The sequence below is a fragment of the Streptomyces xanthophaeus genome (genome assembly GCF_030440515.1).
Classification (GTDB): Bacteria; Actinomycetota; Actinomycetes; order Streptomycetales; family Streptomycetaceae; genus Streptomyces; species Streptomyces kutzneri.
The window spans coordinates 8,136,196-8,162,738 of record NZ_CP076543.1 but is presented as its reverse complement, the minus strand read 5'-3'; the positions used below and the strand labels follow the sequence as shown (position 1 = coordinate 8,162,738).

21 protein-coding genes and 3 pseudogenes are annotated in these 26,543 nt (G+C 71.2%); 14 read left to right on the top strand and 10 right to left on the bottom strand.

The window, feature by feature from the left end:
- Positions 1-116 precede the first annotated feature (116 nt).
- The 4 genes and pseudogenes from KO717_RS36935 to KO717_RS36920 all read right to left on the bottom strand — a co-directional run bounded on the left by KO717_RS36935 (position 117) and on the right by KO717_RS36920 (position 3,293).
- Complete coding sequence (locus KO717_RS36935) at positions 117-455, bottom strand: MerR family transcriptional regulator (protein ID WP_301374226.1); 339 nt, start codon at positions 453-455, stop codon at positions 117-119.
- A 424-nt stretch (positions 456-879) separates the two neighbouring features.
- A complete protein-coding gene (locus KO717_RS36930; RefSeq protein WP_301374224.1) occupies positions 880-1,212 on the bottom strand; it encodes an SCO5918 family protein in 333 nt (110 codons plus the stop codon).
- 28 nt (positions 1,213-1,240) lie between these two features.
- A pseudogene (locus tag KO717_RS36925) lies at positions 1,241-2,755 on the bottom strand (DEAD/DEAH box helicase).
- A 334-nt stretch (positions 2,756-3,089) separates the two neighbouring features.
- On the bottom strand, positions 3,090-3,293 hold the full coding sequence (locus KO717_RS36920; protein ID WP_004986771.1) for a cold-shock protein: 204 nt from the start codon (positions 3,291-3,293) through the stop codon (positions 3,090-3,092).
- Between the two features lie 482 nt (positions 3,294-3,775).
- Between KO717_RS36920 and KO717_RS36915 the strand changes: the two genes are divergently transcribed.
- Positions 3,776-6,487 (top strand): glycoside hydrolase family 2 protein, encoded by a 2,712-nt coding sequence (locus KO717_RS36915; RefSeq protein WP_301374208.1) that lies wholly within the window; start codon positions 3,776-3,778, stop codon positions 6,485-6,487.
- Positions 6,488-6,538: 51 nt separating this feature from the next.
- Here KO717_RS36915 and KO717_RS36910 read toward each other — a convergent pair.
- Both KO717_RS36910 and KO717_RS36905 read right to left on the bottom strand, forming a co-directional pair.
- Positions 6,539-6,898: pseudogene (locus KO717_RS36910) on the bottom strand (IS701 family transposase); the annotation flags it as partial.
- A gap of 285 nt (positions 6,899-7,183) precedes the next feature.
- Positions 7,184-7,984 (bottom strand): hypothetical protein, encoded by an 801-nt coding sequence (locus KO717_RS36905; RefSeq protein ID WP_301374207.1) that lies wholly within the window; start codon positions 7,982-7,984, stop codon positions 7,184-7,186.
- A 671-nt stretch (positions 7,985-8,655) separates the two neighbouring features.
- On the opposite strand from KO717_RS36905, the gene KO717_RS36900 reads away from it, so the two are divergent.
- Complete coding sequence (locus KO717_RS36900) at positions 8,656-8,976, top strand: hypothetical protein (RefSeq protein ID WP_301374988.1); 321 nt, start codon at positions 8,656-8,658, stop codon at positions 8,974-8,976.
- Positions 8,977-9,090: 114 nt separating this feature from the next.
- On the opposite strand, the pseudogene KO717_RS36895 reads toward KO717_RS36900, so the two are convergent.
- Positions 9,091-9,838 (bottom strand): annotated as a pseudogene (locus KO717_RS36895) (IS5 family transposase); the annotation flags it as partial.
- A 274-nt stretch (positions 9,839-10,112) separates the two neighbouring features.
- On the opposite strand from KO717_RS36895, the gene KO717_RS36890 reads away from it, so the two are divergent.
- The 7 genes from KO717_RS36890 to KO717_RS36860 all read left to right on the top strand — a co-directional run bounded on the left by KO717_RS36890 (position 10,113) and on the right by KO717_RS36860 (position 15,758).
- Positions 10,113-10,529: a cytidine deaminase family protein gene (locus KO717_RS36890; RefSeq protein WP_301374205.1), complete on the top strand. Its 417-nt coding sequence runs from the start codon at positions 10,113-10,115 to the stop codon at positions 10,527-10,529.
- Positions 10,530-10,594: 65 nt separating this feature from the next.
- On the top strand, positions 10,595-11,212 hold the full coding sequence (locus tag KO717_RS36885; RefSeq protein ID WP_301374204.1) for an HAD family hydrolase: 618 nt from the start codon (positions 10,595-10,597) through the stop codon (positions 11,210-11,212).
- 66 nt (positions 11,213-11,278) lie between these two features.
- Entirely contained in the window at positions 11,279-11,779 is a 501-nt protein-coding gene (locus tag KO717_RS36880; RefSeq protein ID WP_301374203.1) for a GNAT family N-acetyltransferase, read from the top strand.
- Between the two features lie 150 nt (positions 11,780-11,929).
- The gene (locus KO717_RS36875; protein ID WP_301374202.1) at positions 11,930-12,496 is read left to right on the top strand and encodes a hypothetical protein; all 567 of its coding nucleotides are present in this window, start codon (positions 11,930-11,932) and stop codon (positions 12,494-12,496) included.
- Between the two features lie 129 nt (positions 12,497-12,625).
- Entirely contained in the window at positions 12,626-14,155 is a 1,530-nt protein-coding gene (locus KO717_RS36870; protein WP_301374201.1) for an adenosine deaminase family protein, read from the top strand.
- Between the two features lie 75 nt (positions 14,156-14,230).
- Complete coding sequence (locus KO717_RS36865) at positions 14,231-14,719, top strand: DUF4265 domain-containing protein (RefSeq protein WP_301374199.1); 489 nt, start codon at positions 14,231-14,233, stop codon at positions 14,717-14,719.
- 142 nt (positions 14,720-14,861) lie between these two features.
- Positions 14,862-15,758, top strand: a complete 897-nt coding sequence (locus KO717_RS36860; RefSeq protein ID WP_301374198.1) for an NUDIX hydrolase — start codon at positions 14,862-14,864, stop codon at positions 15,756-15,758.
- Between the two features lie 32 nt (positions 15,759-15,790).
- On the opposite strand, the gene KO717_RS36855 is transcribed toward KO717_RS36860, so the two are convergent.
- The 3 genes from KO717_RS36855 to KO717_RS36845 are packed head-to-tail and all read right to left on the bottom strand — an operon-like array spanning position 15,791 to position 19,427.
- Positions 15,791-18,130, bottom strand: a complete 2,340-nt coding sequence (locus KO717_RS36855; RefSeq protein ID WP_301374196.1) for an ABC transporter permease — start codon at positions 18,128-18,130, stop codon at positions 15,791-15,793.
- A 2-nt stretch (positions 18,131-18,132) separates the two neighbouring features.
- The gene (locus KO717_RS36850; protein WP_301374194.1) at positions 18,133-18,924 is read right to left on the bottom strand and encodes an ABC transporter ATP-binding protein; all 792 of its coding nucleotides are present in this window, start codon (positions 18,922-18,924) and stop codon (positions 18,133-18,135) included.
- On the bottom strand, positions 18,921-19,427 hold the full coding sequence (locus KO717_RS36845) for a PadR family transcriptional regulator (RefSeq protein ID WP_189743464.1): 507 nt from the start codon (positions 19,425-19,427) through the stop codon (positions 18,921-18,923). Before KO717_RS36845 ends, KO717_RS36850 begins: the two co-directional genes overlap by 4 nt.
- A gap of 168 nt (positions 19,428-19,595) precedes the next feature.
- On the opposite strand from KO717_RS36845, the gene KO717_RS36840 reads away from it, so the two are divergent.
- From KO717_RS36840 to KO717_RS36820, 5 genes are all read left to right on the top strand, one after another.
- The gene (locus KO717_RS36840) at positions 19,596-20,876 is read left to right on the top strand and encodes an ABC transporter substrate-binding protein (RefSeq protein WP_301374193.1); all 1,281 of its coding nucleotides are present in this window, start codon (positions 19,596-19,598) and stop codon (positions 20,874-20,876) included.
- Positions 20,877-21,087: 211 nt separating this feature from the next.
- Positions 21,088-22,770 carry a glycoside hydrolase family 13 protein gene (locus tag KO717_RS36835; protein WP_301374192.1) on the top strand — a complete coding sequence of 561 codons (1,683 nt, stop codon included), beginning with the start codon at positions 21,088-21,090 and terminating at the stop codon, positions 22,768-22,770.
- 88 nt (positions 22,771-22,858) lie between these two features.
- Complete coding sequence (locus KO717_RS36830) at positions 22,859-24,190, top strand: ABC transporter substrate-binding protein (RefSeq protein WP_301374191.1); 1,332 nt, start codon at positions 22,859-22,861, stop codon at positions 24,188-24,190.
- A 10-nt stretch (positions 24,191-24,200) separates the two neighbouring features.
- The gene (locus KO717_RS36825; protein WP_301374189.1) at positions 24,201-25,535 is read left to right on the top strand and encodes an ABC transporter permease; all 1,335 of its coding nucleotides are present in this window, start codon (positions 24,201-24,203) and stop codon (positions 25,533-25,535) included.
- On the top strand, positions 25,532-26,482 hold the full coding sequence (locus tag KO717_RS36820; RefSeq protein WP_301374188.1) for a carbohydrate ABC transporter permease: 951 nt from the start codon (positions 25,532-25,534) through the stop codon (positions 26,480-26,482). The genes KO717_RS36825 and KO717_RS36820 overlap by 4 nt, the downstream gene beginning before the upstream one ends.
- Positions 26,483-26,543 lie beyond the last annotated feature (61 nt).

Below are 26,543 nucleotides of genomic sequence, written 5' to 3'. Positions count from 1 at the left end.
GACGTTCTCCTCACCGCGGGGCGGCGTGCGTCGGACCTCGCGCCCGCCTTCACACCCTTTGATATCCCGCCTGCGGCTCCGGCGCAGTTCGGCGCGGGACGAGGAGCGGCCGGCGCTCAGCGGGAGTCGTCGGGCGTGGCGGTCGCGGCGCGGCGGAACTCGGCGTTGATGCGCTGGGCTTCTTCGAGCTGGTCCTCCAGGATGACGATGCGGCAGGCCGCTTCGACCGGGGTGCCCTGGTCGACGAGCTCCCGGGCGCGGGCAGCGATCCGCAGCTGGTAGCGGGAGTAGCGGCGGTGCCCGCCCGGGGAGCGCAACGGTGTGATCAGACGGGCCTCGCCGATGGCGCGCAGGAAGCCGGGGGTGGTGCCGAGGAGTTCGGCGGCCCGGCCCATCGTGTAGGCGGGGTAGTCATCGTCGTCCAGCCGGCCGCCGAGCGAGTCATCCGCTGTCATCTGCACCTCTTCTTAGAACGCGTCGAAGGGCCTTGGTGCCGTACGGCACCAAGGCCCTGAAGGGAATTCAACACCATCTGTCGGCCTCAGCGCTGCGCCGACTTCTGTTTCCGCGGTCGCGCCCGGGAGACGGGCGGGAGTGCGGGGATCGCGAATGCCTGACCGGGGACCACCTGCCGTTCGGGGGTCGTGCGGTACCCGGGCCGTGTGCTGCTGCCCGGGCGATCCTGATGGCGTCTGCCTCCTCCATTTCTTAGATCAGCGGTATGCGACAAACCCTAGGCACGTCAGAACCGGATGTCTACCGTGACGGGGATAGATTTTCTTTGTTCGACGATGAGAGATCTTCTCTCGAACAGCGCGTGAGGGCCCGACCGGACATGCCGGTCGGGCCCTCACGTGCTGTGCGGATGGTGCTGTGCGGTCAGACGGACACCGCTACGGGCTCGGGCTCGCCGAGCATCGCCGAGGCCCGCTGGAGCGGGGTCAGGCCGGGCGTCGAGGCGGGCGCGGCGGGCGCCTGCGGCAGGCCCCGGCACGTGAAGCCGAGCAGGGTCATCGCCCGCACGACCTCCGCGGCGCTGAAGTCGCGGCGGTCCTGGCGGGTGATGACCTGGCCGACCTGCTTGACCGGGTAGTGCCGGCGTCCGATGATCACGGACTCACCGTCGACGGGCTCGGGCTTGACGCCCTTCATCGACTCCAGCACCCCGCTCTTGGTCAGGTCGAAGGGGAATCTGGCGATGACGACGCGCATGATGCCTCACAAGGGGAAGAAGAAGGGTTCACGCTACGGCGTCGGCGGCGGACTGCCGTGCCGGCCTGCGCCGGGCGGCCGCCGCGGCGGGCCGGCGCCGGCTGCGCGCGGAGGGTCCGCTGCGCTCACGCCGCTCCGCCGCCGGGGCGGTGATGACGACCGGGATGCCGGAGGGGGCCTGGGCGCCGGTGATCCGGCTGAGGGCCTCTTCACCGGAGCGGACCTGGGTGGTCTGCGGGGTGATGCCGGCGGCGGCCATGAGCCGCGCCATGTCGCGGCGCTGGTTCGGGGTGACCAGGGTGACGACGCTGCCGGACTCCCCCGCACGGGCGGTACGCCCGCCGCGGTGCAGATAATCCTTGTGGTCGGTGGGCGGGTCCACGTTGACGACGAGGTCGAGGTTGTCGACGTGGATGCCGCGGGCGGCGACGTTCGTGGCGACGAGCACGCTGACGTGTCCGGTCTTGAACTGTGCCAGGGTGCGCGTGCGCTGCGGCTGCGACTTGCCGCCGTGCAGGGCGGCGGCCCGCACGCCGCTGTTCAGCAGGTGGCTGGTCAGCTGGTCCACGGCGTGCTTGGTGTCCAGGAACATGATCACGCGGCCGTCGCGCGCCGCGATCTCGGTGGTGGCGGCGTGCTTGTCACCGCCGTGCACGTGCAGCACGTGGTGCTCCATCGTCGTCACCGCGCCCGCGGACGGGTCGACGGAGTGACGACCGGGTCGGTCAGGTAGCGGCGCACCAGCAGGTCGACGTTGCGGTCGAGGGTGGCGGAGAAGAGCATCCGCTGGCCTCGGGCGTACCTGGTCGAGCAGGGCGGTGACCTGCGGCATGAAGCCCATGTCGGCCATCTGGTCGGCTTCGTCCAGGACGGTGATCGCGACCTGGTCCAGCCGGCAGTCCCCGCGGTCGATGAGGTCCTTCAGCCTGCCCGGCGTGGCGACGACGACCTCGGCGCCGCCGCGCAGGGCGCCGGCCTGGCGGCCGATGGGCATCCCGCCGACGACCGTGGTCAGCCGGAGCTTGACCGAGCGGGCGTAGGGGGTGAGGGCGTCGGTGACCTGCTGGGCCAGCTCGCGGGTCGGTACGAGGACCAGTGCGAGCGGCTGACGGGGCTCGGCGCGCTGTCCGGCGGTACGGGCCAGCAGGGCGAGGCCGAAGGCCAGGGTCTTGCCGGAGCCGGTCCGCCCGCGGCCGAGCACGTCGCGGCCCGCCAAGGAGTTCGGGAGGGTCGCGCCCTGGATCGGGAACGGCACGGTCAGGCCCTGCACGGTGAGTGCGGCGAGCAGTTCCGCGGGCATGGCGAGGTCGGCGAAGGCCTCGACGGCGGGCAGTGCGGGGGTGATCGTCTTCGGCAGGGCGAATTCACCCTGCAGCGCGGCGGGCCGGCGTCCGTACCCGCCCGAGCGGCTCGGACCACCGGAGCGGCTCGGACCACCGGAGCGGCTGGGGGCGGAACCGCCGAAGCGGCCGCCGCTCTTGCCGGATCCGGCTGCGCTGCTGCGCGTACGGGCAAATCGGTCGTTGGTGCGCGTGCGGTTCATGCGGAACCTTCCTCGATACGGCGCATATCAAGGAATTCCCGCGGGCGTGCACTGCGCGGAGAATTGCAAGAAACGGGCCGAATGGAAATGCGAAGCGAACCTGTCCGGCCGGATTTCCTGGCGGGTACAGGTACGGAAAAAGAGGTGACGTCGTCAGGCGCACAACCGGCGTATCGGCCGGGGCGTGATCCGCGTACGGAGGACTGCGGATTCCTGGGCGCCGTCCCCGCGGCCGGCACCGGGTGGGCGGGGCGGGGGGTGGGGCGGAAAATGCGTGCAGCTGAGGCCCGCACCCCGAAGGATGCGGGCCCCAGCTACGAAGTGCGCGTCAGCGTCAGGCGGGAACGATGTTCTCGGCCGTCGGGCCCTTCTGGCCCTGCGCGATGTCGAAGCTGACCTTCTGGCCCTCGAGCAGCTCGCGGAAGCCCTGGGCGGCGATGTTCGAGTAGTGGGCGAACACGTCGGCGCCGCCACCGTCCTGCTCGATGAAGCCGAAGCCCTTTTCCGCGTTGAACCACTTCACGGTTCCAGTAGCCATGTCATATCTCCTTTGGGGCAGTGCATCGGGGCCCACACTGTGTGGACTCCGTGTCGCCGCAATGATTACCCCGCCCGATAATGACCGGAAAAGTAAAAGTACTCCCAGGGGTGCAGACACCTGCTGGGGGCACTTGAAGTTTTGGGAACCACAACTGCAACTGAGATCGACAGTAGCACGAATCCAGACCCCGTGTACGGTGAAACATTTCACTCGCCCGCTGCAGGAAAAAGCCTCACGGCGTGGTTCGTCTAATTCTCATCGCGCGGACACAGATATTGACCGGCCGCCGGTCGATGTACGTCCGAAGGGGGCGTGGGCACGCGGCTCGCCGTACGGCCGTGACATCGTCCTGCGGGTCCGGTGGGTTACGGTCCGTTACCTGATCTTCACGTCACGCGGACGTCCGACCAGCTCCCCCGGAGACCACCGTGTCCCAGCTCCCCCGCCCCGCGCACACCCGGCGACTCCGGGTGGCCTCCGTGGCTGTGGCCTTGCTGGGTCTGCTGCTCGCCCCGGCCGCCGTACCCTCGGCCGCGGCACCCCGCCTCCCGGCCGGTCCGGGTTCCGCTCCCACCGCGACGGCGGTGGCGTCGGGCGGGACGGCCGCGCTGACCGGGTACGCGATCCGGTCGGCGGCCGAGGTACCCGACACGGCGGCCGCCGTGTCCACGCCGGGTTATGCGACGACCGGCTGGCACCGGGCCGGGCCCCGCTCCACGGTGCTCGCCGCGCTGGTCGCCGACGGCACGCACCCGGACCCCTTCTACTCCACCGACCAGCAGCGCATCCCGCGCCGTGACTTCGCCGATCCGTGGTGGTACCGCAGCGACTTCACGCTTCCCGACACCTCGGAGCGCACCTCGCTGGACTTCAGCGGGGTGATCTCCGCGGCGGACGTGTACGTCAACGGCCGGCAGGTCGCCTCGGCGGCCGGGGTGGCCGGTGTGTACACGCGCCACGAACTCGACATCACCGATCTGGTGCGGGCCGGCACCAATACGGTCGCCTTCCGGATCCGGCCCAACGATCCGCGCAAACACCTCACGCTGGGCTGGCTGGACTGGCTGCAGCCACCGCCCGACGCCAACATGGGCATCGTCCGCGATGTCCTGGTGCGCCGCCGGGGGCCGGTTTCGCTGCACGACGCCCACGTGGTGACCAGCCTGGACGTGCCGTCCCCGGAGACGGGCCCGGCCGAGCTGACGGTGAAGGCGCGGGTCCGCAACGACTCGCAGGAGGCCGCCACCGCGACCGTCACCGTCGCCATCGGCGGCACCGGGATCGTGCTGCGCGAGGACGTCACCCTGCGCGCCCGGGAGACCCGTACGCTCGTCTTCGCCCCGGACCGCCACCGGCAACTGCGCCTGCAGCGGCCCGCTCTGTGGTGGCCGGCCGGTATGGGCCCCCAGAACCTGTACGGACTCCACCTGACGGCGACGGTGGCCGGCAACCGCTCGGATTCCGTCCGCCACACGTTCGGCATCCGTGACGTGAAGGCGCCGCTGGACTCCGCCGGCGCCCGCCGGTACACGGTCAACGGCCGCCCCCTCCTGATCCGGGGCGCCGGCTGGTCGGCCGACGAGCTGCTGCGCTGGGACACCACCGCCGCGGAGGACCGGATCAAGGCGGCGCTCGACGCGGGTCTGAACACGCTCCGCCTCGAAGGCCATATCGAGCCGGACGAGTTCTTCGACCTCGCCGACCGGCACGGAATGCTGATGCTGCCCGGCTGGGAGTGCTGCAACAAGTGGGAGGGGCCGGTCAACCCCACCGGTACGGGCGAGAAGTGGAACGACGCCGACCGTCTGACCGCCCGTGCCTCCATGGCCGCCGAGGCCGCCCGGCTGCGCGACCATCCCAGCGTCCTGTCCTTCCTCATCGGCAGCGACTTCGCACCCGACGCCGAGACCGAGCGGGCCTACCTCGACGCGCTGCGCGCCGCCGACTGGCCCACCCCGGTGGTTCCGGCCGCCTCCGCCGTCACCACGGCCCTGAGCGGCCCGTCGGGCATGCGGATGACCGGACCCTACGACTGGGTCCCGCCCTCGTACTGGTACGACAAACGCGAGGGCGGCGCGACGGGCTTCAACTCCGAGACGAGCGCCGGACCCTCGATCCCCACCCTCGACACCCTGCGGCGCACGCTCTCGCCGGCCGAACTCGAAACCCTCTGGAAGTCACCCTCCGCCCCGCAGTACCACCGCTCGCCCTCCCGCACCTTCAACACACTGAAGCTGTTCAACGACGCCCTCGCACACCGCTACGGCGCGCCGCGCAGCCTGCGGGACTACGTGGCCAAGGCCCAGCTCGGCCAGTACGAGAACGTCCGCGCCCAGTTCGAGGCCTACGCGCGCAACGCCACGGACTCCACCGACCCGTCGACGGGGCTCGTCTACTGGATGTTCAACAGCGGCTGGACCTCCCTGCACTGGCAGCTCGTCGACCGCTACCTCGACCAGGGCGGTGCCTACTACGGCGCGAAGAAGGCCAACGAGCCGCTGCACATCCAGTACTCCTACGACGACCGGACCGTGGCCGTCGTCAACCGCAGGCCGGGCGCCGTTTCCGGTCTCACCGCCCGGGTCACCCTGTTCGGCACCGACGGGGCCTGCCTCTACGACCGCACCGTGCGCGGGCTGCGGGTCGGCGGCGACGGCGCGCGGACCACCGCGGTCACCGTTCCCGCCGTCGTCGCCGCCGCGGACGGGCCGGATTCCACGTACCTCGTCCGGCTCACGCTCACCGACAGCGCCGGCCGCGAGGTCAGCCGCAACGTCTACTGGCTCTCGACCCGTCCCGACGTCCTGGACTACGACGCCACCGACTGGTACCACACCCCCACGACCACCTACGGCGACCTCACCGGCCTGAACTCCCTCGCGGCCGCCACCGTGACCGCGACCGCCCGCACCACGCGCCACGCCGGCTCGCACTCCACCACCACGGTCACCGTCCGCAACACCAGCAGCGGGAACACACCTGCGCTGCTGACCGATCTCCATCTCGTCGACGGCCGGGACGCGCCTGTGCTGCCGGTCCGCTGGAACGACAACCAGATCAGTCTCTGGCCCGGCGAGAGTGCCGTCCTGACGGCCCATCACCGGACAGTGGGCCCGGCCGGTACGACACTCCGGGTCCGGATCTCGGGCTGGAACACGCCCACCACCCACATCACGGCGAGCTCCCCGTGACCCCGGACGGCCCGCCCGGCGGGCCAGTACTCCAGCTGTAGATCGTGATCTTCATGTCTGGCATGCGGCTTGTCGCCGGTAACGACTGGTGCGGGATCGCTGCTGATGGCGGCGTCGCCAGTCGGACCAGCCGAGTCGGTGGGCGACATCGTGGAGGGGCTGGAAGACGTGCGTGGTGAACAGGCGCTGGATCTCGTTACAGGACAGCGGGACCAGCCCGTTTGGGGGCCCAGCGAGTCCAGGAGGGGGAGCGGGGGACTTGGTTCTCATCGAGTCCGGCCAGCCCTTTCTCGGTTTGGAAGGTCTCTTCCACACGCCATCCGATCCGGCCACCCGCACGAGCTCGGTCAGCCGCACCGGCTGGGGTGAGAGGCAGCGGTAGTAGGCGAGTTCGCCGGTGGCTCGGAGCCGTGCGCAGTTTCGGGTTGCTGCCGTAGACCTCGTCACCGGTGACAAGGCCCTCGAATGCTTCCTGCCGGCGGGCGGGGCCCACGCCGTGACTTACGGCCACCACCTGATCTTCTGTCTTCACGCAACGATGATTTTCGGTGGCCTTACCCGTTCCCGCAGCGACCCCGCCAGCAAAATCATGTTTTGGCGAGTCTGCCGTGGCAGGTGAGTGCTTCCGCCCTGTTCCCCGAAGGCACCGCCAACCGCGCTGTGGATGCCGTTGGCAGCAGGGCTCGGTCAGTCGCTTTACCCGTAGTTCATGAACCAATGAGTGTCGAAAAAGCGGGCCATCGTGAACGGGTGATGCGGATCGATGAGGATGCGGCAGACGAACTCAGCGGCTTGGCAGTCGAAGGCGACGTCCTCACCGTCGAAGGACCGGACCACGACAGGCCAACGGTCGGGGTCGCCGCCGTCGGCCCTCCAGCAATACAGGTTCTCGTGCTCCGTGCCTGCCCAGATGAGCAGGCCGTCCTCCCTGAGACCCGTCCACGGTTCCTGGTGCAGGTCCAGGAATCCGTCGAAGGCGCCCTTGCCGAACGTCTGGACCATCTGCTTGTAGTCGCTCGGCAGCGCGGTGCCCAGGCGGGACTCCATCTCCGCCCAGTCCATGTCCGGCCGCTGGTCGGACTGTGTCCAGCCGGTGATCAGTCTGAGCCGCTCCATCCAGTCCATGTCCGCTTCCTCGTCCTCGTCCGGAGCGACCCCCAAGGGTTTGGGCACCTCTCTGGGAGCAATTACGAGCACCGACCGCTCGGTCCCCTCGGCGTCCCGCGCCGTCCCCGTGCCGACCCACTGATCCCCGTACGCCCACGCCCGTAGCATCACGGCTCGGTCCTCGAAGGGGATGATGAGAGCCGCCCCCCTGGAATCGTCGACCGTCGGATCGGTGAAGCCATCGAGGATGAGGGTGCGCGGGGCGCCATACCTGCCTTCGAGCAGGTCGGTCAGGTCCTGCAGGTCCAGATCGCCGGGCAGGTACATGTAGCTGTTCCCGGGGTTGAGTTGGGCCAGCAGATCGTTGACGTCCGCTTGTGTGAGCTCCATGGCGGACAGTGAAGCGCACCGCACTGACAATGCGGCCCCTCAAGCCTTCGAATGTTTCCTGCCGGCGGGCATGGTCCACGCCGTGCTCTGCGGCCACCACCTGATCTTCTGTCTTCACGCAACGATGCTCAACGGTGGCCGTACGCGGCCCCGCAGCGGCTAGAGGTGTGAGGCATGGTTCGACCACCTTGCGGCTACGGTGGATGGCCTGGTCGAAGGCGGGCGGCGCTCGCCGCGACCCGCCGGCCGTCCAGGCGCCGGGCTCGTATTCGTCGGCCAGCATCCGCCCAGGTCGTCAACCGCCGACGCTCTGGTTTGGAGGTGATCCGTTCCCCCGTACAGGTCGCGCGGGATAATCACCACCGCCGGGCCGGTCGGCCCGGCGGAGCCAGGGGGTGGCGGCAGAGTGCCGAGCAACGAGAGCGACGTCGACGAGTCCTTGGTCGCGGTGGCCCGGGAGAGGCTCCGGGCGGGGGTGGAGCCGGCCGTGGTGTGCGGCGAACTCGCTGCGCGGACGCGGCGGTGGTTGGACGCGGCGCTGGCCGTCGGGCAGGCGCGGGGGATCCCGAAGGCGGACCTGCGAATGCGGCTCGGCGGGGAGCGGGAGCGGGCAGGACGAGTTTCACCCAGGCGAGGAGGAGGATTACGGCCTGCTGCTGGAGATCCATGGTGTGTTCGACGTCCCCAAGCAGCTCGACGAGCGAGAAGTGGTGATTGCGGAACACCTGCGGACTGCATGGGTCGCCACGGGCGGCCTGGGCAGCGGCCACGCCGTCAGCCTCTCCCGACGATTCGTCACGGGCGAACTGTCCCTCGCTTTCCGCACGCTCGCACGCTTCGGTCCCCGCCACGGCCGAGGGCGGCCGACGGAGTTCTGGACCGCGATGGTGGCCGCCGGCGAACTGCTCGATCCGACGGACGGGGACGAGCACGGGGCCGTGGCGCAAGCGCTCGACGAGAGCCGTGCGCGTCTGGCCGAATGCGCCCGATGAGGACTGCCCGGAACAGGGACGGCCCAGCGCGGTTCCGTGCGGGAGGCGGCCATGCGGCACTGCTTGCGGTGGCGAAGGACCTCTCGGAGTCGGGTGGTGTCTGATAGATGATCACTTGGTCGGTTCGCGGAGCCAGAGGATCGGTGAGGCGAGGGCGATGCCGGGGCGGTAGCGGTCTGCAAGTCTGTCGAATCGGGTGGCGATCGCGCGGAACTGCTCGAGGCGGGCAAAGCATCGTTCGACCACGTTGCGGCTACGGTAGACGGCCTTGTCGAATACGGGCGATCGTCCGCCGTGGCTCCCGAGCCGCAGCCGGTTGGCCCGCCTGGTTGCGGCGTTCGGGGATCGTCGCGGCGACGCCCCGATGCCGGAGCGAGCGACGGATCGCCCTGCTTGACCAGGCCTTGTCGCCCAGCACACGGTCCGGCCTCGCGCGAGGGCGCCCCGTTCCGGCACGGGGGACGCGGATGCCGTGCGCACGGCCCGGGTCTTCCAGTTCGTCCCCGTTCGCGGCCCCCTTTGGCGGGCGCCGACGGCTTGCTGGTGGGCCCGATTGACAGTGGAGTCGACGGCCACGGTCCACTCGACCCGGCACACCGCGTCGTCACGGACCTGAACGTACTCCAGCAGCCTGGCCCAGGTCCCGTCGGCTTCCCAGCGGGCGAACCGCTCGTAGACGGTTTGCCAGGGCCCGTACTGCTGGGGCAGATCGCGCCATGGAGCCCCCGGTCCGCAACCGCCACAGCCCACCGTTGACCACCTGCCGGTGGTCACGCCACGGACGCCCACGCCCGTCCATTTGCGGCAACATGGGCTCTATCCGCTCCCGAGTCGCATCCGTCAACTCGCCTCGACCTGCCACAAGATCAATTATCGGACAGGCCCTAGGGGGTGTCTTGTCGATCAGGCCGGATCAGGGAGCGGGGCCTGGTGCCGTGGATCGCAAGGCGGACGAGGGAGGCGACGCGGAGCGTCGCCGACCGAGGACAACGCGGCGAGGCGCGGCACCAGGCCCCGCGAGCCCGGCATGATCGGCAAGACACCCCCTAGGCCGCATTGACCCTCCCGATATTCGCTTGCGCACCATCCGTCACTCGCGCCAGCGTCGGACCCGAAACCGAACGAAGGCAGAGCCGATGACCACCGCATCTCCCCAACCCGTCGACCACGAGCTCATCCGGGCCGCGACGCACACCGCGCGCACCCGGTGCCACGGCGACAACCACACCGTGGCTGCCGCGGCCCGCGCCCGGGACGGCCGGATCATCACCGCCGTGAACGCCTACCACTTCACCGGCGGCCCCTGCGCCGAGCTGGTCCTCATCGGTACCGCGGCCGCCCAGGGCGCGTACGTACTGGACACCATCGTCGCCGTGGGCGACCGCGACCGGGGGATCGTTCCCCCGTGCGGCCGATGCCGCCAGGTCCTTCTCGACTACTTCCCCGCCATCGAGGTCATCGTCGGCACGGACGACCGCCCCCGGGCCCTCCCCATCACCGGCCTGCTCCCCGAAAGCTACGTCTGGGCCGACCACCAACTCGACCCGGCATGAACCCCTGAGCGACCGGGGCAGTTCCGGATCGACCGTTCCCGATGCCGTCTGGCAGGATCTGGATCATGAGTGACGCACCGTTCGACGCCGTGTTCTGCGACTTCGACGGGGTCCTGCGCCTGTGGGATCCCGATGGGATGGCCGCGCTCGATCGGAAGGCCGGACTGGCCGAGGGCACGCTCGCGTCGGCCGCGTTTCGCCCCGGGCTTCTCGATGCCGCCGTCACCGGTCGGATCAGTGACGAGCAGTGGCGCCGGCGCGTCGCGGACGATCTTGCCGAGTCCTGCGGATCAGCAGCGCTTGCCCAGGATCTCGTCAGGGGCTGGACGGCGCTGACCGGCCGCGTCGATTCCGCTGTCCTGGAACTCCTGACCGCGGTCCGCCGCCGGGTGCCGGTGGTCCTGCTGTCGAACGCGACCACGCGGCTGGAGGCCGATCTCACCGCCCTGGGGCTGGCCGACGCGTTCGACGCGGTCGTCAACACCGCCCGCACCGGGTTCGCCAAACCCGATCGGCGGGTCTTCGAGGCCGCGGCGCAAGCGGTGGGGGTGAAGCTGCAGCGGTGCCTGTTCATCGACGACACGCCTGGACACGTCGCCGCTGCACAGGCGGCCGGGCTGACCGGGATCCACTACCGCCATGTCGATCAGCTGAGGAGTGCCACCGCGTCCCTGCGATCGTGACCTGCTCTGCCCGGCCCGCTCGAAATGCGCAGGTGGCAGCGATGACGCGTCTCGTACAGTGCTGCGATGTCGACTGTAAGAGCGATGACCGAAGCCGATGTCACGGCTGTCTCCGAGATACGGGTGACCGGCTGGAAGGCCGCGTACGCCGGGATCGTGCCCCAGTCCTACCTCGATCGCATGACGGTCGAAGAGGACGCGCACCAGCGCCGGCTGTACTTCACGAGGCCGGACAAGGCCACGACCGATCTGGTGGCGGTGGACGCCCGGGGTGGGGTGGTGGGCTGGGCGTGTCTCGGGCCCTCCCCTACGGCTGCGGGCGAGCTCTACGCTCTGTACGTCCAGCCCTGGCTCATCGGCTCCGGAATCGGACGCGCGCTCCTCCAGGCCGTGCACGCCGACGCTCTGGCCCGCGGCTTCGGCTCGGTCCTGCTGTGGGTGCTCACCGACAACACCCGGGCGCGCCGGTTCTACGAACGAGCCGGCTACGCAGCCGACGGTGCCGTCCAGGCCGACGACTACGACGGAGTGTCCATCACCGAGGTCCGTTACCGTCTCGCCTTGTAGCGGGGCTCCGTGGCGTGGCCTGAGAGGCGTCGTGTGCGGGCCGGTCGAAGCGGTGCGGCGGCGCTGGCCGGTTTGCGGCTGGACAGTCGGGCACGAGCGGCCGGAGCATGGCGCGCAGGTGCGAGGCCTTTCCAGCGGAAGGACCGTCAGATGAGCGTGGACGACGGGAAATCAGGCGGCCGGCGGCCTTGGCAGCGGTCGCCCGCGAACGGCAACCGGGGACCGGTGGGACCGGGAGGCCCCGATGCGCCGGGAGGACTCCCCCACGAGCCGATTCCCGCCGGCGCGCGGATGCCGGACGCCGTGCGGAACCTGCGTGTGCTGATGATGGTCGTGGGCGGCATGCAGGCCCTCCTCGGGGTGGCTCTGGTGACCAACAGCGTGGCCGTGGCCACATCCATCTGGGGCGACGGTGACGCCTCCACCCCGTGTTGCACCACGCCGGGCGAGGATCACGCCGGGATGGTCGTGTTCGTCGGCCTGATCGTCCTCGCGGTCTCGGCCTGGGGTGTCACCGCCGCCCTCAAGTTCCCCACGCGCCATCGGAATCTGCGCGTGTCCGCCTTGGCCTACGGGTGGACGGCCCTGCCCTTCAGCTGGGCGTTCTTCCAGCTGATACCGCTGCTGGGATTCGCCTGGCTCGTGCCGGCGGTCCTGGTGATCGTCCGCCCGAACCAGCCGGAAAGCCGTGCCTGGTTCAATCATCGGCCCCTGTGACGCGAGGAGGCGGAGCGCCGGCGGCCCCCGCCGGAAGGAACGATCCTCTGCGGGGCCTCCCGGGTGACAGGGGCAGGCGCCCGGCCCGGCATACCGCCCCGCGGCCGTCCGTTTCACCACCATGTGCCCGTGATCCCATCCCACTTGACCGGTGCGCTCTCCGCCCTCGCCCTGCTCGCGCCCGCCTCCGCGTTCGCGGCCTCCGCCCCCGTCTCCGTCACTCCCCCGGCCCACGCGCCGGTCCGGGCCGGGGACTTCTTCGCCGACCTCCCCAAGGGCGGTGACCTGCACAACCACCTGTCCGGAGCGGTCACCACCGAGTTCCTGATCGAACTCGCCGCCGGGGACGGCCTGTGCATCACCACCGACACCACCACCGCCGTGCCCCCGCCGTGCGGGGCCGGCACCCGGCCCGCCGCCGACGCCGTCACCGACGCGGCGTTCCGCCAGCAGGTCATCCGGGCCTGGTCGATGCAGGACTTCCCGGCGGACGGCAACGGCCACGACCACTTCTTCGCGACCTTCGGCAAGTTCGGCGAGGTGACCTGGAGGCACCCCGGCCGGATGCTCGCGGAGGTCGCGGGCTCCGCCGCCCGGCAGAACCAGTTCTACCTGGAGACCATGATTTCCCCGGCTTCCGGCCAGGCCCGGACGCTCGCCGACCGGGTCGGCTACGACGCCGACCTCGACCGCATGCACGACAAGCTCCTGGCTGGCGGGGGCCTGGACGCGGTCGTCCGGCAGGCCCGTGCCGATGCCGACAGCACGGACGTCGAGTTCCGCAGCGCCGCGCACTGTGACACTCCGCAGCCCGACGAGGCGTGCTCCCTGCCGTACCGGTGGATCTCCCAGGTCGCCCGCGCCGGCTCCCCGGAGCGGGTGTTCACCCAGATGGCGCTGGGCATGCGGCTGGCCGAGCGCGACCCGCGCTTCGTCGCCGTCAACCTGGTGCAGCCGGAGGACGACCCGGTCGCCCTGCGCGACTACCGCCTGCACATGCGCATGCTGAACTACCTCAAGACCCAGTATCCGAAGGCGCACATCACCCTGCACGCGGGCGAGCTGGTGCCCGGCCTGGTCAAGCCGGAGGACCTCACCTTCCACATCAGGGAGGCCGCCCAGACCGGCCGCGCCGAGCGGATCGGGCACGGTGTGTCGGTCCTGCACGAGGACCGCTGGGAGTCACTCATGCGCTACATGGCCGAGCGGCGTATCGCGGTGGAGGTCCCCTTCCACAGCAACGAGCAGATCCTGCGCGTCTCCGGCGACGCGCACCCCTTCGCCACCTACCGCCGCCACGGCGTGCCGGTCGTCCTGGCCACCGACGACCCGGGCGTGTCGCGTATCGAGATCACCGACGAGTACCGCCGGGCGGCGGAGATGTACGGACTCGGGTACCCGGAGCTGAAGGACCTGGCCCGCGCCTCCCTGGAACACTCGTTCCTGCCCGGCCGGGGCCTGTGGAACCGTGACGTGCGCACCGGCTACCGTCCGACCGGGGCGTGTGCCCACGAGCAGCAGGGCGCCGAGCGCCCGAGCGAGCGGTGCGCCCGGTTCCTGGACGCCAGCCCGAAGGCGCAGGTCGAGTGGCGGCAGGAGGCGGCCTTCCAGCGCTTCGAGGCCGAGCACGCCCGCGCCACCCGCCCCGCCTCCCACTGATCCCGGAACCTGGCCGGACCGGCCCGCACCCCTCGGGGGCGCGGGCCGGTCCGCGGTGTCGTCGACGTTCAGCGCATGATGGCTGTCATGGAGATCGCGGTCGAGAAGATCAAGGTGTGGTTCCGGTTCGTCCCGCGCGAGGGATGGTTCCCGCAGGACACCGAGGGCCTGTGGGCGACGAAGCTCGGCGATGACACCGCGAGCGTGGAGAACTGCCCCTTCCTGCAGGACGGGGTGGCCGAGGGCGATGTGGTGCGGTACCGGACCGACTCCGACGGGCTCCACTGGGCCGTCGGACGGGTCAGTTCCTCCGGGAACTGCACGATCCGTGTGGTGCCGGTGCCCAACGGTCCCCTGGGGCGCAGCCCGCAGGCGGTGCACCAGCGCCTTTCGGCGTTCGGGCTGGGCGGCGAGGTCTTCAGCGAGGACTTCCCCATGCTGGCCCTGACCGCGGAGGCAGGGGCGGACTTCGCCGGGATCAAGGCTCTCCTGGACCGGGGCCGGGACGAGGGATGGTGGCACTACGAGGTCGGCTGCGGCACGGACGAGTGGTGGAACGCCTGAAACCGACCGGACCTTCGCGGCAGCCCCCGGGGGGCGGGCGCGCCGGCTCGAACGTCGTCCCGAACGCGCGCGATGCTCCCGGTCCGGCCGTGACGGCGCCGCATCCGGACCGTTCTTCAGGGCACCAGTGAAGGAGCCTTCGATGACCGAATCCGACGAACCGTACGGTACCGCCGCGCTGCTGGTCGACTCACGGGGCCGGTACCTGTTGCACCTGCGCGACGCCAACAAGAACATCTGCGATCCGGGTACGTGGTCGATCCCGGGCGGAGGCCGGGAGGGCGAGGAGACGGCGGCGCAGGCCGTCGAGCGGGAACTCCTCGAAGAGACCGGCCTGATGGTGCCGTTGGAGCCCTTCACGGTCGTCGGCTGTACCGGGCCCGGGCCGGACGGGCCGGCCGAGGGCCGTATCCAGGTGTATCTGGGGGCCTGGGACGGCGACGCCGACGAACTCCCGTGTCCCGAAGGCATCATGTTCCGCCATTTCGACGCAGCCACGATCCCTTTCCTGACGATGTGCCCGTGGACGGCGGAGGTCATCGAGCTCCACCAGGCCCGGGGCCTCGCCCCGGCCGTACCGGCCCAGGCCCGGCCCGGCGGCCGGGCACGGCGGAACATCGTCGGCGTTCACCTCTACCTCGAACGCGACGGTCAGGTCCTGCTCGGGCTGCGTCACCCGGACTCCGCCTTCGCCGCGTCCACCCACCACTTCCTGGCCGGACACTGCGAGCAGGAGTCCGCCGTCGCCTGCCTGGTGAGGGAGGCGCAGGAGGAGGCCGGCCTGGGCATCGACCCGGGTGACGTGGAACTGGTCCACGTCGTGCACCTCGTGGACGGACCGGGCGGCCGGCCCCGTGTCCAGCTCGTGTTCCGCGCGCGGCGGTGGCAGGGAACTCCCGAGGTGCGCGAGCCCGACCGCTGCCTGTCCTGGGGCTGGTGGCCCGCCGACGAGCTCCCCGAACCGGTCGTCCCCTACACCCGGGCCGCGGTCGAGGGCATCCGGGCCGGCCGCCTGTACACCGAGCTCGGCTGGACATGAACCCGTCTGTGCGGTCCTCGATGTCCGGAGGGTCAGAGTGTCTCGCTCAGCGAGTCGGCCGGCCGCCGTCGGGCCGCCCGGGTCGCCGGCAGCGCCGCCGCCACCACCGCGCCCAGCACCGCCCCGACGATCACGGTCAGCAGCACGGGCAGCGGCGGCAGCTGGGCGATGCCCGCGCCGATGCCGCTCGACGCGCCTTGGGTGTCCACCAGCCACCTGCCGGACAGCACCCCCACCACCGTGCCCACCAGGGCGGATGCCAGCGCCGTCAGTCCGGCGGCCGTCACGATCATCGCGCCGATCTGCCGGGGCGTCAGCCCGATCGCCTTCAGCGCGAGCAGGTCCCGGCCCCGGTCCCGTACGCCGGTACCGATCAGTGTCAGCAGTTCGATCAGCCCGATCAGCGCCAGGACGGCGATCAGGGCGGCGATCACGGCGCGCGCCGGTTCCAGCCGGTCGGCCGGGTTGGGCGTCTCCCGGACTTCCAGGGTTCCGCCCGCCGCCGTGGCGAGTGCGGAGCTCACCGTCACGGGGTCGGCGCCCTCGCGCAGCACGAGGGCGTGGAAGCCGGGCCGCAGCCCCGGATCGCGCTCGCTCAGTGCGTCGACGGTGGTGGTGATCACCCGGCCCGCGGATTCGGGTTCGATGGTGCGGCCGACGACGTGCAGGATCTGCGGCCGTCCCTCGACGGTCATGCGCACCCACGCGCCGACCCGTACCCCGAGGAGGTCGAGCAGCCCCTGTCCGGCGACCGCCTCGTCCGGACCGCTGACGGCGCGCCCTTCCACCACCTTGGAGGGGTACGGGTTCCGGTCCGTGCCCAGGCCCCGGAGCGTGATGGTGCCGGTCTGGCCCGGCACGAGCGCCGCCATTTCGGCGCCGGGGTGGACCGCGGCGACGTCCGGGACCTCGGCGAGGGTCCGCTCCAGTTCCGCGTCGGAGGCCCCGGCGGACTGTGCGGCCCGTACGGTCAGTGCCGCGGGGAGACCCATCTGCGCGGGGCGGCTGCGGAACTGGTCCAGCGTCGACCAGGCGACGAGGGCGACCGTGATGAGGACCAGCGGCAGGGCGAGCCGGGCGACGGGGACGAGCGTCCGGCCGCGCCGCGGGAAGGCCGCGCGCCATCCCAGGACCAGGGCGGGCGGCACGCGTACGCCGAGGGCCCGCCTGCCGAGCGCGGTCATCGGCGCGGCGGACGGGAGTGCCGCGCGGGCCACCGGCACCGGTGGGACCCGTCCGGCACGCCAGGCCGTGAGCCCGGTCGCGGCGGCGATCAGCAGCACCGCGCCGCACGGAATACCGATCATGAGCGCGGTGTGGCCGGGCAGGTCCTGCCACACCGCCGTCGCCTCGCCGATCCGCCCGGGTATCCGGGCGCCCAGGAGGGCGATCGCCGCCGTGCCGAGGGTCACGCCGAGGAGGGCGAAGGCCAGATGCTGTACGAGGAAGCCGCGGGTCACCTGGCCGGGGGTGAAGCCGACGGCCTTGAGGATCGCGATGTCCCGCAGCTGGCCGCGGACGCGGGCGCCGATCGCTCCGGCGGCGGCGAGCGCGGCCGCGAGCAGCGCACCGAGCCCGAAGACGGCGAACATCTGCCCGAGCAGCCGGTCGTCGCCGCCGGCCTCGGCCCGTGCCTGCTGCCACTTGGTGACCTGGGCGACCCGGTCGGCGCCGAGGAGGGTCACGGCCCGCTGGACGGTGAAGTCGGTGTCGTCCGGATCGCGCAGGCGCAGGCCCACGCTCTGCCCGGTGTCGCCGTGGGCGACCTCGTCGAGGGTGTCGTCGAGGACCCAGCCGATGCCGGGCCCGCCGCCGGGGTGGTAGCGGGGCTCGGCCACCTCGGCGATCCCGCTGACCTGCAGTGCGTGCGGGGCTCCGTCCGGTCCGGTGACCCGTACGGTGTCGCCCGGCTCGGCCCAGAGGGCCCGCGCGACCGAGGCCTCCAGTACGAGGGCGCCGTTGCCGGCGCCCGTGCCTTCGCCGGTGGTGTCCGGCCGGGCGAGCCAGGTGCCGTCGGTGACGAGCGGCCGTCCGGTCTCCGGGGGTTCCGTCGCGGCCGCGCGCAGCGACACCCCGACCCGGGCGCCGCGTGATTCGACCGTCGTCGCCGTCGTGCGGTAGGGCCCGGAGAGGGCGGCGATCCCGTCCACGCGGGACAGGGCGGCCGTGTCCGCGCCGGCCCGGGTGTGCAGCCAGATGTGTGCGCCGTGGGACTGGTTGAAGACGCGCTGCCAGGGGTTGGCGGCGTAGCTGAACAGTGCGCCGGCGAGCAGGAGCGAGGCGATGATCCCGGCGCTGGCCAGGACGACGAAGAGGGCTTCGCCGCGGTGTGCGCGGAAGTCGGCGTGCGCCCAGCGCAGGGTGGCCCGCACGGTCACTCCTTGAGTTCCAGGTCCAGGTCCAGCACGCCGGAGACGCCGCGGGCCGGACCGCGGCGTCCGCCGCCGAGCTGCGCGTCGTCGGCTATCCGCCCGTCGAAGAAGCTGATGACGCGGTCGGCGGCGCTGGCCATCCGGGCGTCGTGGGTGACCATCATGATCGTCTGGCCGCGCTGGTGGAACCGGGAGAGCAGCCGCAGCACCTCGCGGGTGCCCTTGCTGTCGAGGCTGCCGGCCGGTTCGTCGGCGAGCAGCAGTGCGGGGTGGTTGACCAGGGCGCGGGCGAGTGCGACCCGCTGCTGTTCGCCGCCGGACAGTTCTCCGGGCATCGAGCGTTCGCGGCCTTCGAGGCCGAGTTCGGCGAGCAGTTCGGCACGGGACGCGCGGGCGGCCTTCGGGGAGGCTCCGGCGAGCAGGGCGGGGAGTTCGACGTTGTCGGCGACGGTGAGGTTGGAGACCAGGTTGAAGAACTGGAAGACGACGCCGATGCTGCGGCGCCGCAGGACCGCCCAGCGGGCCTCGCGGTATTCGTCGACCCGCTCTCCGCCGATCCACAGTTTCCCGCTGTCGGGGCGCTGGAGGCCGCCTATCAAGTGCAGGAGCGTGGATTTTCCGGCTCCGGAGGGCCCGGTGACCGCGACGAACTCGCCTGGTCCGACGGACAGGTCCACCCCGCGTACGGCGTGCACGGGTACGCCCTCGCCGTGGTGCGTCTTGGTCAGGCCCTCGGCCCGCACGATGGGCTCGGCGGGCACGCCAGGAGCGGCGGTGGTGGCGTCGTCGCTCATTCCAGCTCCTCCTGGCAGCGTTCCAGCCAGTCGAGGTCGGCCTGCAGGTGCAGCATGGCGCCCTCGATCAGCAGTTGGGAGATCTTGTTGTCGCGGTCCTCGGCCGCGGCCAGCTTGGACAGGTCCCGCATGGTGTTCAGGTACTGCCGCCGCTGCTTGTTGATCAGTGCGACCGGATCGGCCAGTCCCGACTGCGGTGCGAGGGCGAGTTTCATGAAGAACTCGTCCCGTACCCGGGGCTCCTCGGCGGTGTCCTCGAACCAGGCCAGGACGGCCTCGCGTCCGGCGTCCGTCAGCTTGTACGTGCGCTTGTTGGGGCGTCCCGACTGTTCGACGTCCTCGCCCTCGATGAGTCCGCTCTTCTCCAGCCGTCCGAGGGTGACGTAGATCTGGCCGACGTTGGGCTGAGGGTACGCGGCGCCCAGGAGCTTCTCAAGGTCCTGCTTCAGCTCGTAACCGTGCGCAGGGCTACGGGTGAGGAGCGCAAGGAGCGCCAGCCGCACTCGCTCCCCCTCCTTCCCGCTCCGTAGTCAACGGTTCACTCGGCAGCGGGCCGAGTTGCGCCGCCGTCCGTCTCGTCTGCCTGGGCGTCTAGTATCGCCCATGCCTAACGGGTATATATAGGCCACGATGGTCGGCGACGCAGCCGGATCGTGTACTGGGAGGAATCTATGCGGTGGATGCGTGCCGCGGGTAGAGCTCTCCTGGTCGGGGCGGTCGTACTGGCGGGATACACCGGTCTCGGCGTGCGCGCCGGGACGGGCGCGGCTTCCGAGGACGGCGACCGCGGCCCCCTGACGCTCGTCACGGCGGGCGATCTCACCGACTACCTCCCCCCGCTTCTGGAGGACTGGAACGACGCCCATCCCGGCGAGCGCGTCACGCTCGTCGAACTGCCCGACTCGGCGGACGAGACCCGGGCCCAGATGATCAGTGAGCTACGGTCGGGCCGCGACCGGTTCGACGTGCTGAACATCGACGTCGCCTGGACGTCCGAGTTCGCGGCGGCCGGATGGATCTCCCCGCTCCGGCGTGATCGCTTCCCGCTGGACTCCTTCCTGCGGCCCGTCGTGGACACCGCGACCTTCGACGGCCGGCTGTACGCGGTTCCGTACGTCACCAACGCGGGGCTGCTCTACTACCGCAAGGACATCCTGGACCGGGAGGGCGAGCGGCCGCCGCGCACCTGGGACGAGCTGGCCCGCCAGGCGCGCACGATCGCCCCGAAGTACGGACTGGACGGTTATGCCGGCCAGTTCCTGCCGTACGAGGGGCTCACGGTCAATGTCACCGAGGCCGTGCACTCGGCGGGCGGATCGATTCTGCGCGACGACGGGGCCCGCGTGACCGTGGACTCGGACGCGGCGCGCGCCGGACTGCGGTTCCTCGCGGACGGTGTGCGTGAGGGCTGGATCTCCCGCGACGCGCTCGGCTACAAGGAGGAGGAGTCGCGGCGGGCCTTCCAGGACGGCCGGCTGCTGTTCCTGCGGAACTGGCCCTACGTGTACGCGGACGCGAGCGCGGAGGGATCGAAGGTCGCGGGCAGGTTCGGCGCCGTGCCGCTGCCCGGACGCGACGGGCCCGGCACGAGCGTGCTGGGCGGCTCCAACCTCGCCGTGAGCAGCCATGCGCGGCATCCGGCGTCGGCGGCCGACCTGATCTCCTACCTCACCAGTGAGCGGGTCCAGCGGCAGGTGCTCACCAAGGGCTCGCTGCCTCCGGTACGCGCCGCGCTGTACGAGGATCCCGGGCTGATCCGGGCGTATCCGTACCTGCCCACGCTGCGCCAGAGCGTGCTGTCGGCGGTGCCGCGTCCCAAGAGCCCGCGCTACGACCAGGTGAGCCTCGCCGTGCAGGCCGTGGCGCAGGACGTGCTGGCGCTGCGCCAGACGCCTGAGCAGGCGGCGGCGCGGCTCGCGCGCGAGCTCGGGACCATCTCCCGCAAGGGTTGACCGCACTCCTCCCCTCCCCTCAAGGGTCTCTACTTACATGTTAAGTAGAGACCCTTCGTCGTGCATGCGGGCATTCATGTACAAAACACCCCAGCTTTTCGCTGTTTCTGGACACATCGTTGACACCTTCCAGTCGCTGCTACTTAACATGCATGCATAACAGCGCACCGATCCGGGGCGCTCTCGCATTCAGCAGACAGGTCGACGCGAGATGCTCAGCACCCTTCCGGCCGCCATCGGCCACCCCTCCCCCGCCGCCACCACCTCGGCCCCTTGGTGGCGCGACGCGGTGATCTACCAGGTCTACGTCCGCAGCTTCCTCGACAGCACCGGGGACGGCATCGGTGACCTGGCCGGCGTCCGGGCCGGGCTCCCCTACCTGCGCAAGCTCGGTGTCGACGGCATCTGGCTCAGCCCCTTCTACCCGTCGCCGCAGCACGACCACGGCTACGACGTCGCCGACTACCGCGGCGTCGACCCGGTCTACGGGGACCTCGCGGAGTTCGACCGACTGGTGGCCGACGCCCGCCGGCTCGGGCTGAAGCTGCTGCTCGACATCGTTCCCAACCACTGCTCCAGCGAGCACCCGTGGTTCCAGGAGGCACTCGCCGCGGAGCCGGGCAGCCCGGAGCGCGCCCGTTTCCACTTCTCCCCCGGCCGTGGCCCGGACGGGGCGGAGCCTCCCAACAACTGGCGCGCGATGTTCGGCGGTCCCGCCTGGAGCCGGACCACCGGGCGCGACGGCGCCCCCGGCGAGTGGTACCTGCACCTCTTCACGCCCGAGCAGCCCGACCTGAACTGGCGCGATCCGGCCGTGGGCGACGACTTCGAGGAGGTGCTGCGCTTCTGGCTGGACCGCGGGGTCGACGGCTTCCGCATCGATGTCGCCGCCGGACTGTTCAAGCACCCCGAGCTGCCCGACTCGGACGACCCCGGCGCCGACGAGCGGGCGCGCGACGCCGTCAACCAGCTGGCCTGGAACCAGCCCGAGGTCCACGGCGTGTGGCGGCGCTGGCGCGCGGTCTGCGAGGAGTACACCGCCCGGGACGGCCGCGAACGGCTGCTGGTCGGCGAGGTGTCCGTGCCCACCGCGCGCGAGCACGCCGAGTACGTCCGCCCCGACGAACTGCACCAGGCGTTCTTCTTCGACCTGCTGAGCGCCCCCTGGGACGCCGACGCCTTCCGCGCGACGATCACCGACGCGATGCGCGACATCGCCGGGACCGGCTCCACCGTCACCTGGGTCCTCAACAACCACGACCAGGTCCGCACGGTCACCCGGTACGCGGGCGAGCCCGGGGTGGAAGGCAGCGGACTGGGGGCCGCCCGCGCCCGCGCCGCGGCCCTCCTGATGCTCGCGCTGCCCGGCGCCGCCTACGTCTACCAGGGCGAGGAGCTCGGCCTCCCCGAGGTCCTCGACCTGCCCGACGAAGTCCTCACCGACCCGATCTTCCACCGTACGGGCAGCCGCAAGCACGTCCGGGACGGCTGCCGCGTGCCGCTGCCCTGGTCCGGGCACGCCTCCCCGTTCGGCTTCTCCGGGGAAGCGGCCGGCGCCAAGCCGTGGCTGCCGCAGCCCGAATGGTTCGCCGAGCACGCGACCGACCGCGCGCTGGCCGACACCCGTTCGTTCTGGCACCTCTACCGCGACGGGCTCCAGCTGCGGCGCACCCTGCCGCAGCTCGGTGAAGGCCCCCTGCGCTGGCTGGACGCGCCTCCCCAGGTACTGGCGATCACCCGCGGCGACGGCCTGGTCTGCGCGGTGAACTTCGGCACCGAACCGGTGCCCGCCCCGGTCCCGGGGACTCCGCTGCTCGCCAGCGGCCCCTGTCCCGACGGGGTCCTGCCCGCGGCGACCGCCGCGTGGTGGACGGCCGAATGCCCGGCCCCGTGACCCCCGGCCCCTGACCTCCCCCTCCCCCTCTCCCTTCTCCTCCCCTCCCTCCGCCTCCTCCTCCTGACCTCCAGACAAGGACTCCCTCATGCGACGACCCAGCAAGACGACCCGGCGGACCGCGGCCACCGCATCGGCGGCCCTCGCTCTCACCCTCGGCGCCACCGCCTGCGGCAACGCCACCGGACCCGCGAGCAGCGGCGAACTGAGCGGCCAGACCGTGACCGTGGCAGGCGTCTGGACCGGCAGCGAGCAGCAGAACTTCAAGAAGGTCCTGGACGCCTTCACCGAGAAGACCGGCGCCAAGACGGTCTTCGTGCCCTCCGGCGACAACGTCTCGACCTTCGTCGGAAGCAAGATCGAAGGCGGCAACGCCCCCGACGTGGTGCTGGTCCCCCAGGTGGGTGTGCTCCAGCAGTTCGCCAAGGAGGGCTGGCTCCAGCCCCTGTCCGACGAGGCCACCCGGAAGGCCGGCTCCACCCTCGCCCCGGTGTGGAAGAACTACGGCACCGTCGACGGCACGTACTACGGCCTCTACTTCAAGGCCGCACACAAGTCGACGGTCTGGTACACCCCGGAGGCCTTCTCCCAGGCCGGTGTCAACGAGCCCACGAGCTACTCCGACATGCTGAAGGCCGGCCGCACCCTCGCCGACTCCGGCCGCCCCGCCTTCGCCATAGCCGGCGAGGACGGCTGGACCCTCACCGACTGGTTCGAGAACGTCTACCTCTCCCAGGCCGGACCGGAGAAGTACGACCAGCTCGCCCAGCACAAGCTCAAGTGGACCGACGACAGCGTCGTCAGGGCGCTGACCACCCTCGGCGAACTGTTCAAGGACAAGCAGCTCGTCGCCGGCGGTGCCCAGACGGCGCTGGGCACCGACTTCCCCTCGTCGGTCGCGCAGGTCTTCGGCCCCGACCCCAAGGCGGGCATGGTCTACGAGGGCGACTTCGTCGGCGGTATCGCCAAGGACCAGTTCGGCAAGAAGCTCGGCAAGGACGCCAAGTTCTTCCCGTTCCCCTCGGTCGACGGCGGCAGGGCGCCGGTCGTCAGCGGCGGCGACGCGGCCGTCGTCCTGAAGGACGCGAAGAACGGCAAGGCCGGCATGAAGCTGCTCGAATTCCTGTCCGGCCCCGAGGCCGCCGAGGTCTGGGCCCGCGCCGGCGGCTTCCTGTCCCCGAACAAGGAGCTCGACCTCGCCTCGTACGGCGACGAGATCACCCGCAGCACCGCCAACTCGCTCATCGCGGCGGGCGACTCGATCCGCTTCGACATGTCGGACCAGGCCCCGGCCGCGTTCGGCGGCACCAAGGGAGCCGGCGAGTGGAAGCTCCTCCAGGACTTCCTGCGCGACCCGTCGGACCCGCGGGGCACGGCCGCGAAGCTCGAGGCCGAGGCCGCCAAGGCCTACGGGAACTGAGGCGGCTCCCATGGCTGACACCATGACCGCCGCCCGCGGCGCGGCCGACGGGCGGCGCCGGGCCCAGCGCAGGAAACGCCGCCTCGCTGTCGTCTTCGTCCTGCCCGCCCTGCTGCTGCTCGGGGCGCTGGTCGTCTACCCGGTCCTCTTCTCCGTCGGCCGCAGCCTCTTCGACGCCGACGGCGACCGCTTCGTGGGAGCCGCCAACTACGCGGCGATCGTGCAGGACCAGGCCACCCTCAAGGCGATCCGCAACAGCGCCCTCTGGGTCGTCGTCGCCCCGACCCTGCTGACCGGACTCGGGCTGATGCTCGCCGTGCTCACCGAGAAGGTGCGCTGGGCGACCGCCTTCAAGCTCGTGCTCTTCCTGCCGATGGCCGTGTCGTTCCTCGCCGCGGGCATCATCTTCCGGCTCGCCTACGACCAGGACCCGGCCCGGGGCGTCCTCAACGCCGCCGTCACCGGGGTCCACGACAGCTTCGTGGACACCGCCGCCTATCCGACGGCCCGTGCCCGGGAGGGCCAGGGCCTCACCGGCGGACCGGGCGGCCCGTACAGCACCGAGGAGGCCGTCCTTCCCGGACGCTCGGTCGGTCTCGGCTTCATCGGGGTGGCACCCGGCGCGATGCCGGCCGGAGCCGAGGCCGCGGCCCCCGCGGAGCCCCGGCCGGACACCATCGGGGGTGTCGTCTACCTGGACTTCGCCCCCGGCGGCGCCGGCACCCCGGGGCGCATCGACCCGGGTGAGAACGGGCTGCCCGGCATGACGGTCGAGGCCGTACGGGACGGCCGGGTCGCCGCCACCGCGGTGACGGCCGAAGACGGGTCGTTCCGCTTCACCGGGCTGGCCGACGGCCCGTACACGGTCAGGCTGCCCGCGGCCAACTTCGCGGCCCCGTACCAGGGGGTGAACTGGCTCGGTCCTGCGCTGGTCACACCGGCCATCATCGGCGCCTACCTGTGGGTGTGGACCGGCTTCGCGATGGTCCTCATCGGCGCCGGCCTCGCGGCCATCCCCCGGGACGCCCTGGAGGCCGCGCGGATGGACGGTGCCTCCGAGGGCCAGATCTTCCGCAAGATCACCGTGCCGCTGCTCGCTCCGGTGCTCACCGTCGTCTTCGTGACCCTGGTGATCAACGTGATGAAGGTCTTCGACCTCGTCTACATCATCGCGCCCGGACCGGTCCAGGAGGAGGCGAACGTGCTGGCCACCCGCATGTGGCTGGTCTCCTTCGGCGGCGGCAACGACCAGGGGCTCGGCAGCGCGCTCAGCGTGGTGCTCCTCCTGCTCGTCGTCCCGGCGATGGTCTTCAACATCCGGCGCTTCCGAAGGAGTGGAGCATGAGCGGTCACGGCACCATCGAGCGCCGGCCGTCCCGGCGGACGGCGGCGGTGCGCCCCGTCCCCGGCCCGCCGGCGCAGGGGCCCGTACGCGGACCCGGCCGCCGGCGCGGGAAGCGGCTGTCACGGCTGCTGAGCAACTCCGTCGTCCAGGGCGCGCTGATCCTGGTCGCCCTGGTGTGGATCACCCCGCTGGCGGGCCTGCTCATCTCCTCGCTGCGCTCCGAGGGCGACAACGCCTCCGGCGGCTGGTGGACCGCGCTCACCGACCCGTCCCAGCTGTCCCTGGACAACTACAGCGCCCTGCTGAAGGACTCCGGTATCGCGGCGGCCTTCGGGAACACCGTCCTGATCTCCGTGCCGACCACCGTCCTGGTGGTCGCCATCGCGGCCCTCGCCGGATACGCCTTCGCGTGGCTGGAGTTCCCCGGCCGGGACGCCGTCTTCCTGGTGGTCGTCGGACTGCTGGTGGTGCCCGTACAGATCGGGCTGCTGCCCGTGGCCAAACTCTTCGGTGCGGTGGGGCTGTTCGGCACGGTCGCGGGCGTCGTCCTCTTCCACGTCGCCTACGGACTGCCGTTCGCGATCTTCCTGCTGCGCAACTACTTCGCCGAGATACCGCGCGAGATGCTGGAAGCCGCCCGGATGGACGGCGGCAGCGAGTGGCGGATCTTCTCCCGGCTGGTGCTGCCGCTCGGCCGCCCGGCCATCGCGAGCCTCGCCATCTTCCAGTTCCTCTGGGTCTGGAACGACATGCTCGTGGCGCTGCTCTTCGCGGACAGCGGGTCCCAGCCGCTCACGGTCGCGCTGCAGTCCCAGATGCGGCAGTTCGGGAGCAACATCGGCGTCCTCGCGCCCGGGGCGTTCCTGTCCCTGGTGGTCCCGCTGATCGTCTTCTTCGCCTTCCAGCGGCACTTCGTCCAGGGGGTGATGGCGGGCTCGGTGAAGTGACCACGGTCCGGCCGCCGGAGGCAGCGGGCCCCGCTGCCGGTCGGAAGACCGGCGGCGGGGC

Coding starts and splice junctions, on each gene's coding strand:
- KO717_RS36935 (WP_301374226.1), bottom strand. CDS start 455: ATGACAGCGGATGACTCGCTCGGCGGCCGGCTGGACGACGATGACTAC.
- KO717_RS36930 (WP_301374224.1), bottom strand. CDS start 1,212: ATGCGCGTCGTCATCGCCAGATTCCCCTTCGACCTGACCAAGAGCGGG.
- KO717_RS36920 (WP_004986771.1), bottom strand. CDS start 3,293: ATGGCTACTGGAACCGTGAAGTGGTTCAACGCGGAAAAGGGCTTCGGC.
- KO717_RS36905 (WP_301374207.1), bottom strand. CDS start 7,984: ATGGAGCTCACACAAGCGGACGTCAACGATCTGCTGGCCCAACTCAAC.
- KO717_RS36890 (WP_301374205.1), top strand. CDS start 10,113: ATGACCACCGCATCTCCCCAACCCGTCGACCACGAGCTCATCCGGGCC.
- KO717_RS36885 (WP_301374204.1), top strand. CDS start 10,595: ATGAGTGACGCACCGTTCGACGCCGTGTTCTGCGACTTCGACGGGGTC.
- KO717_RS36880 (WP_301374203.1), top strand. CDS start 11,279: ATGTCGACTGTAAGAGCGATGACCGAAGCCGATGTCACGGCTGTCTCC.
- KO717_RS36875 (WP_301374202.1), top strand. CDS start 11,930: ATGAGCGTGGACGACGGGAAATCAGGCGGCCGGCGGCCTTGGCAGCGG.
- KO717_RS36865 (WP_301374199.1), top strand. CDS start 14,231: ATGATGGCTGTCATGGAGATCGCGGTCGAGAAGATCAAGGTGTGGTTC.
- KO717_RS36860 (WP_301374198.1), top strand. CDS start 14,862: ATGACCGAATCCGACGAACCGTACGGTACCGCCGCGCTGCTGGTCGAC.
- KO717_RS36850 (WP_301374194.1), bottom strand. CDS start 18,924: ATGAGCGACGACGCCACCACCGCCGCTCCTGGCGTGCCCGCCGAGCCC.
- KO717_RS36840 (WP_301374193.1), top strand. CDS start 19,596: ATGCGGTGGATGCGTGCCGCGGGTAGAGCTCTCCTGGTCGGGGCGGTC.
- KO717_RS36835 (WP_301374192.1), top strand. CDS start 21,088: ATGCTCAGCACCCTTCCGGCCGCCATCGGCCACCCCTCCCCCGCCGCC.
- KO717_RS36830 (WP_301374191.1), top strand. CDS start 22,859: ATGCGACGACCCAGCAAGACGACCCGGCGGACCGCGGCCACCGCATCG.
- KO717_RS36825 (WP_301374189.1), top strand. CDS start 24,201: ATGGCTGACACCATGACCGCCGCCCGCGGCGCGGCCGACGGGCGGCGC.
- KO717_RS36820 (WP_301374188.1), top strand. CDS start 25,532: ATGAGCGGTCACGGCACCATCGAGCGCCGGCCGTCCCGGCGGACGGCG.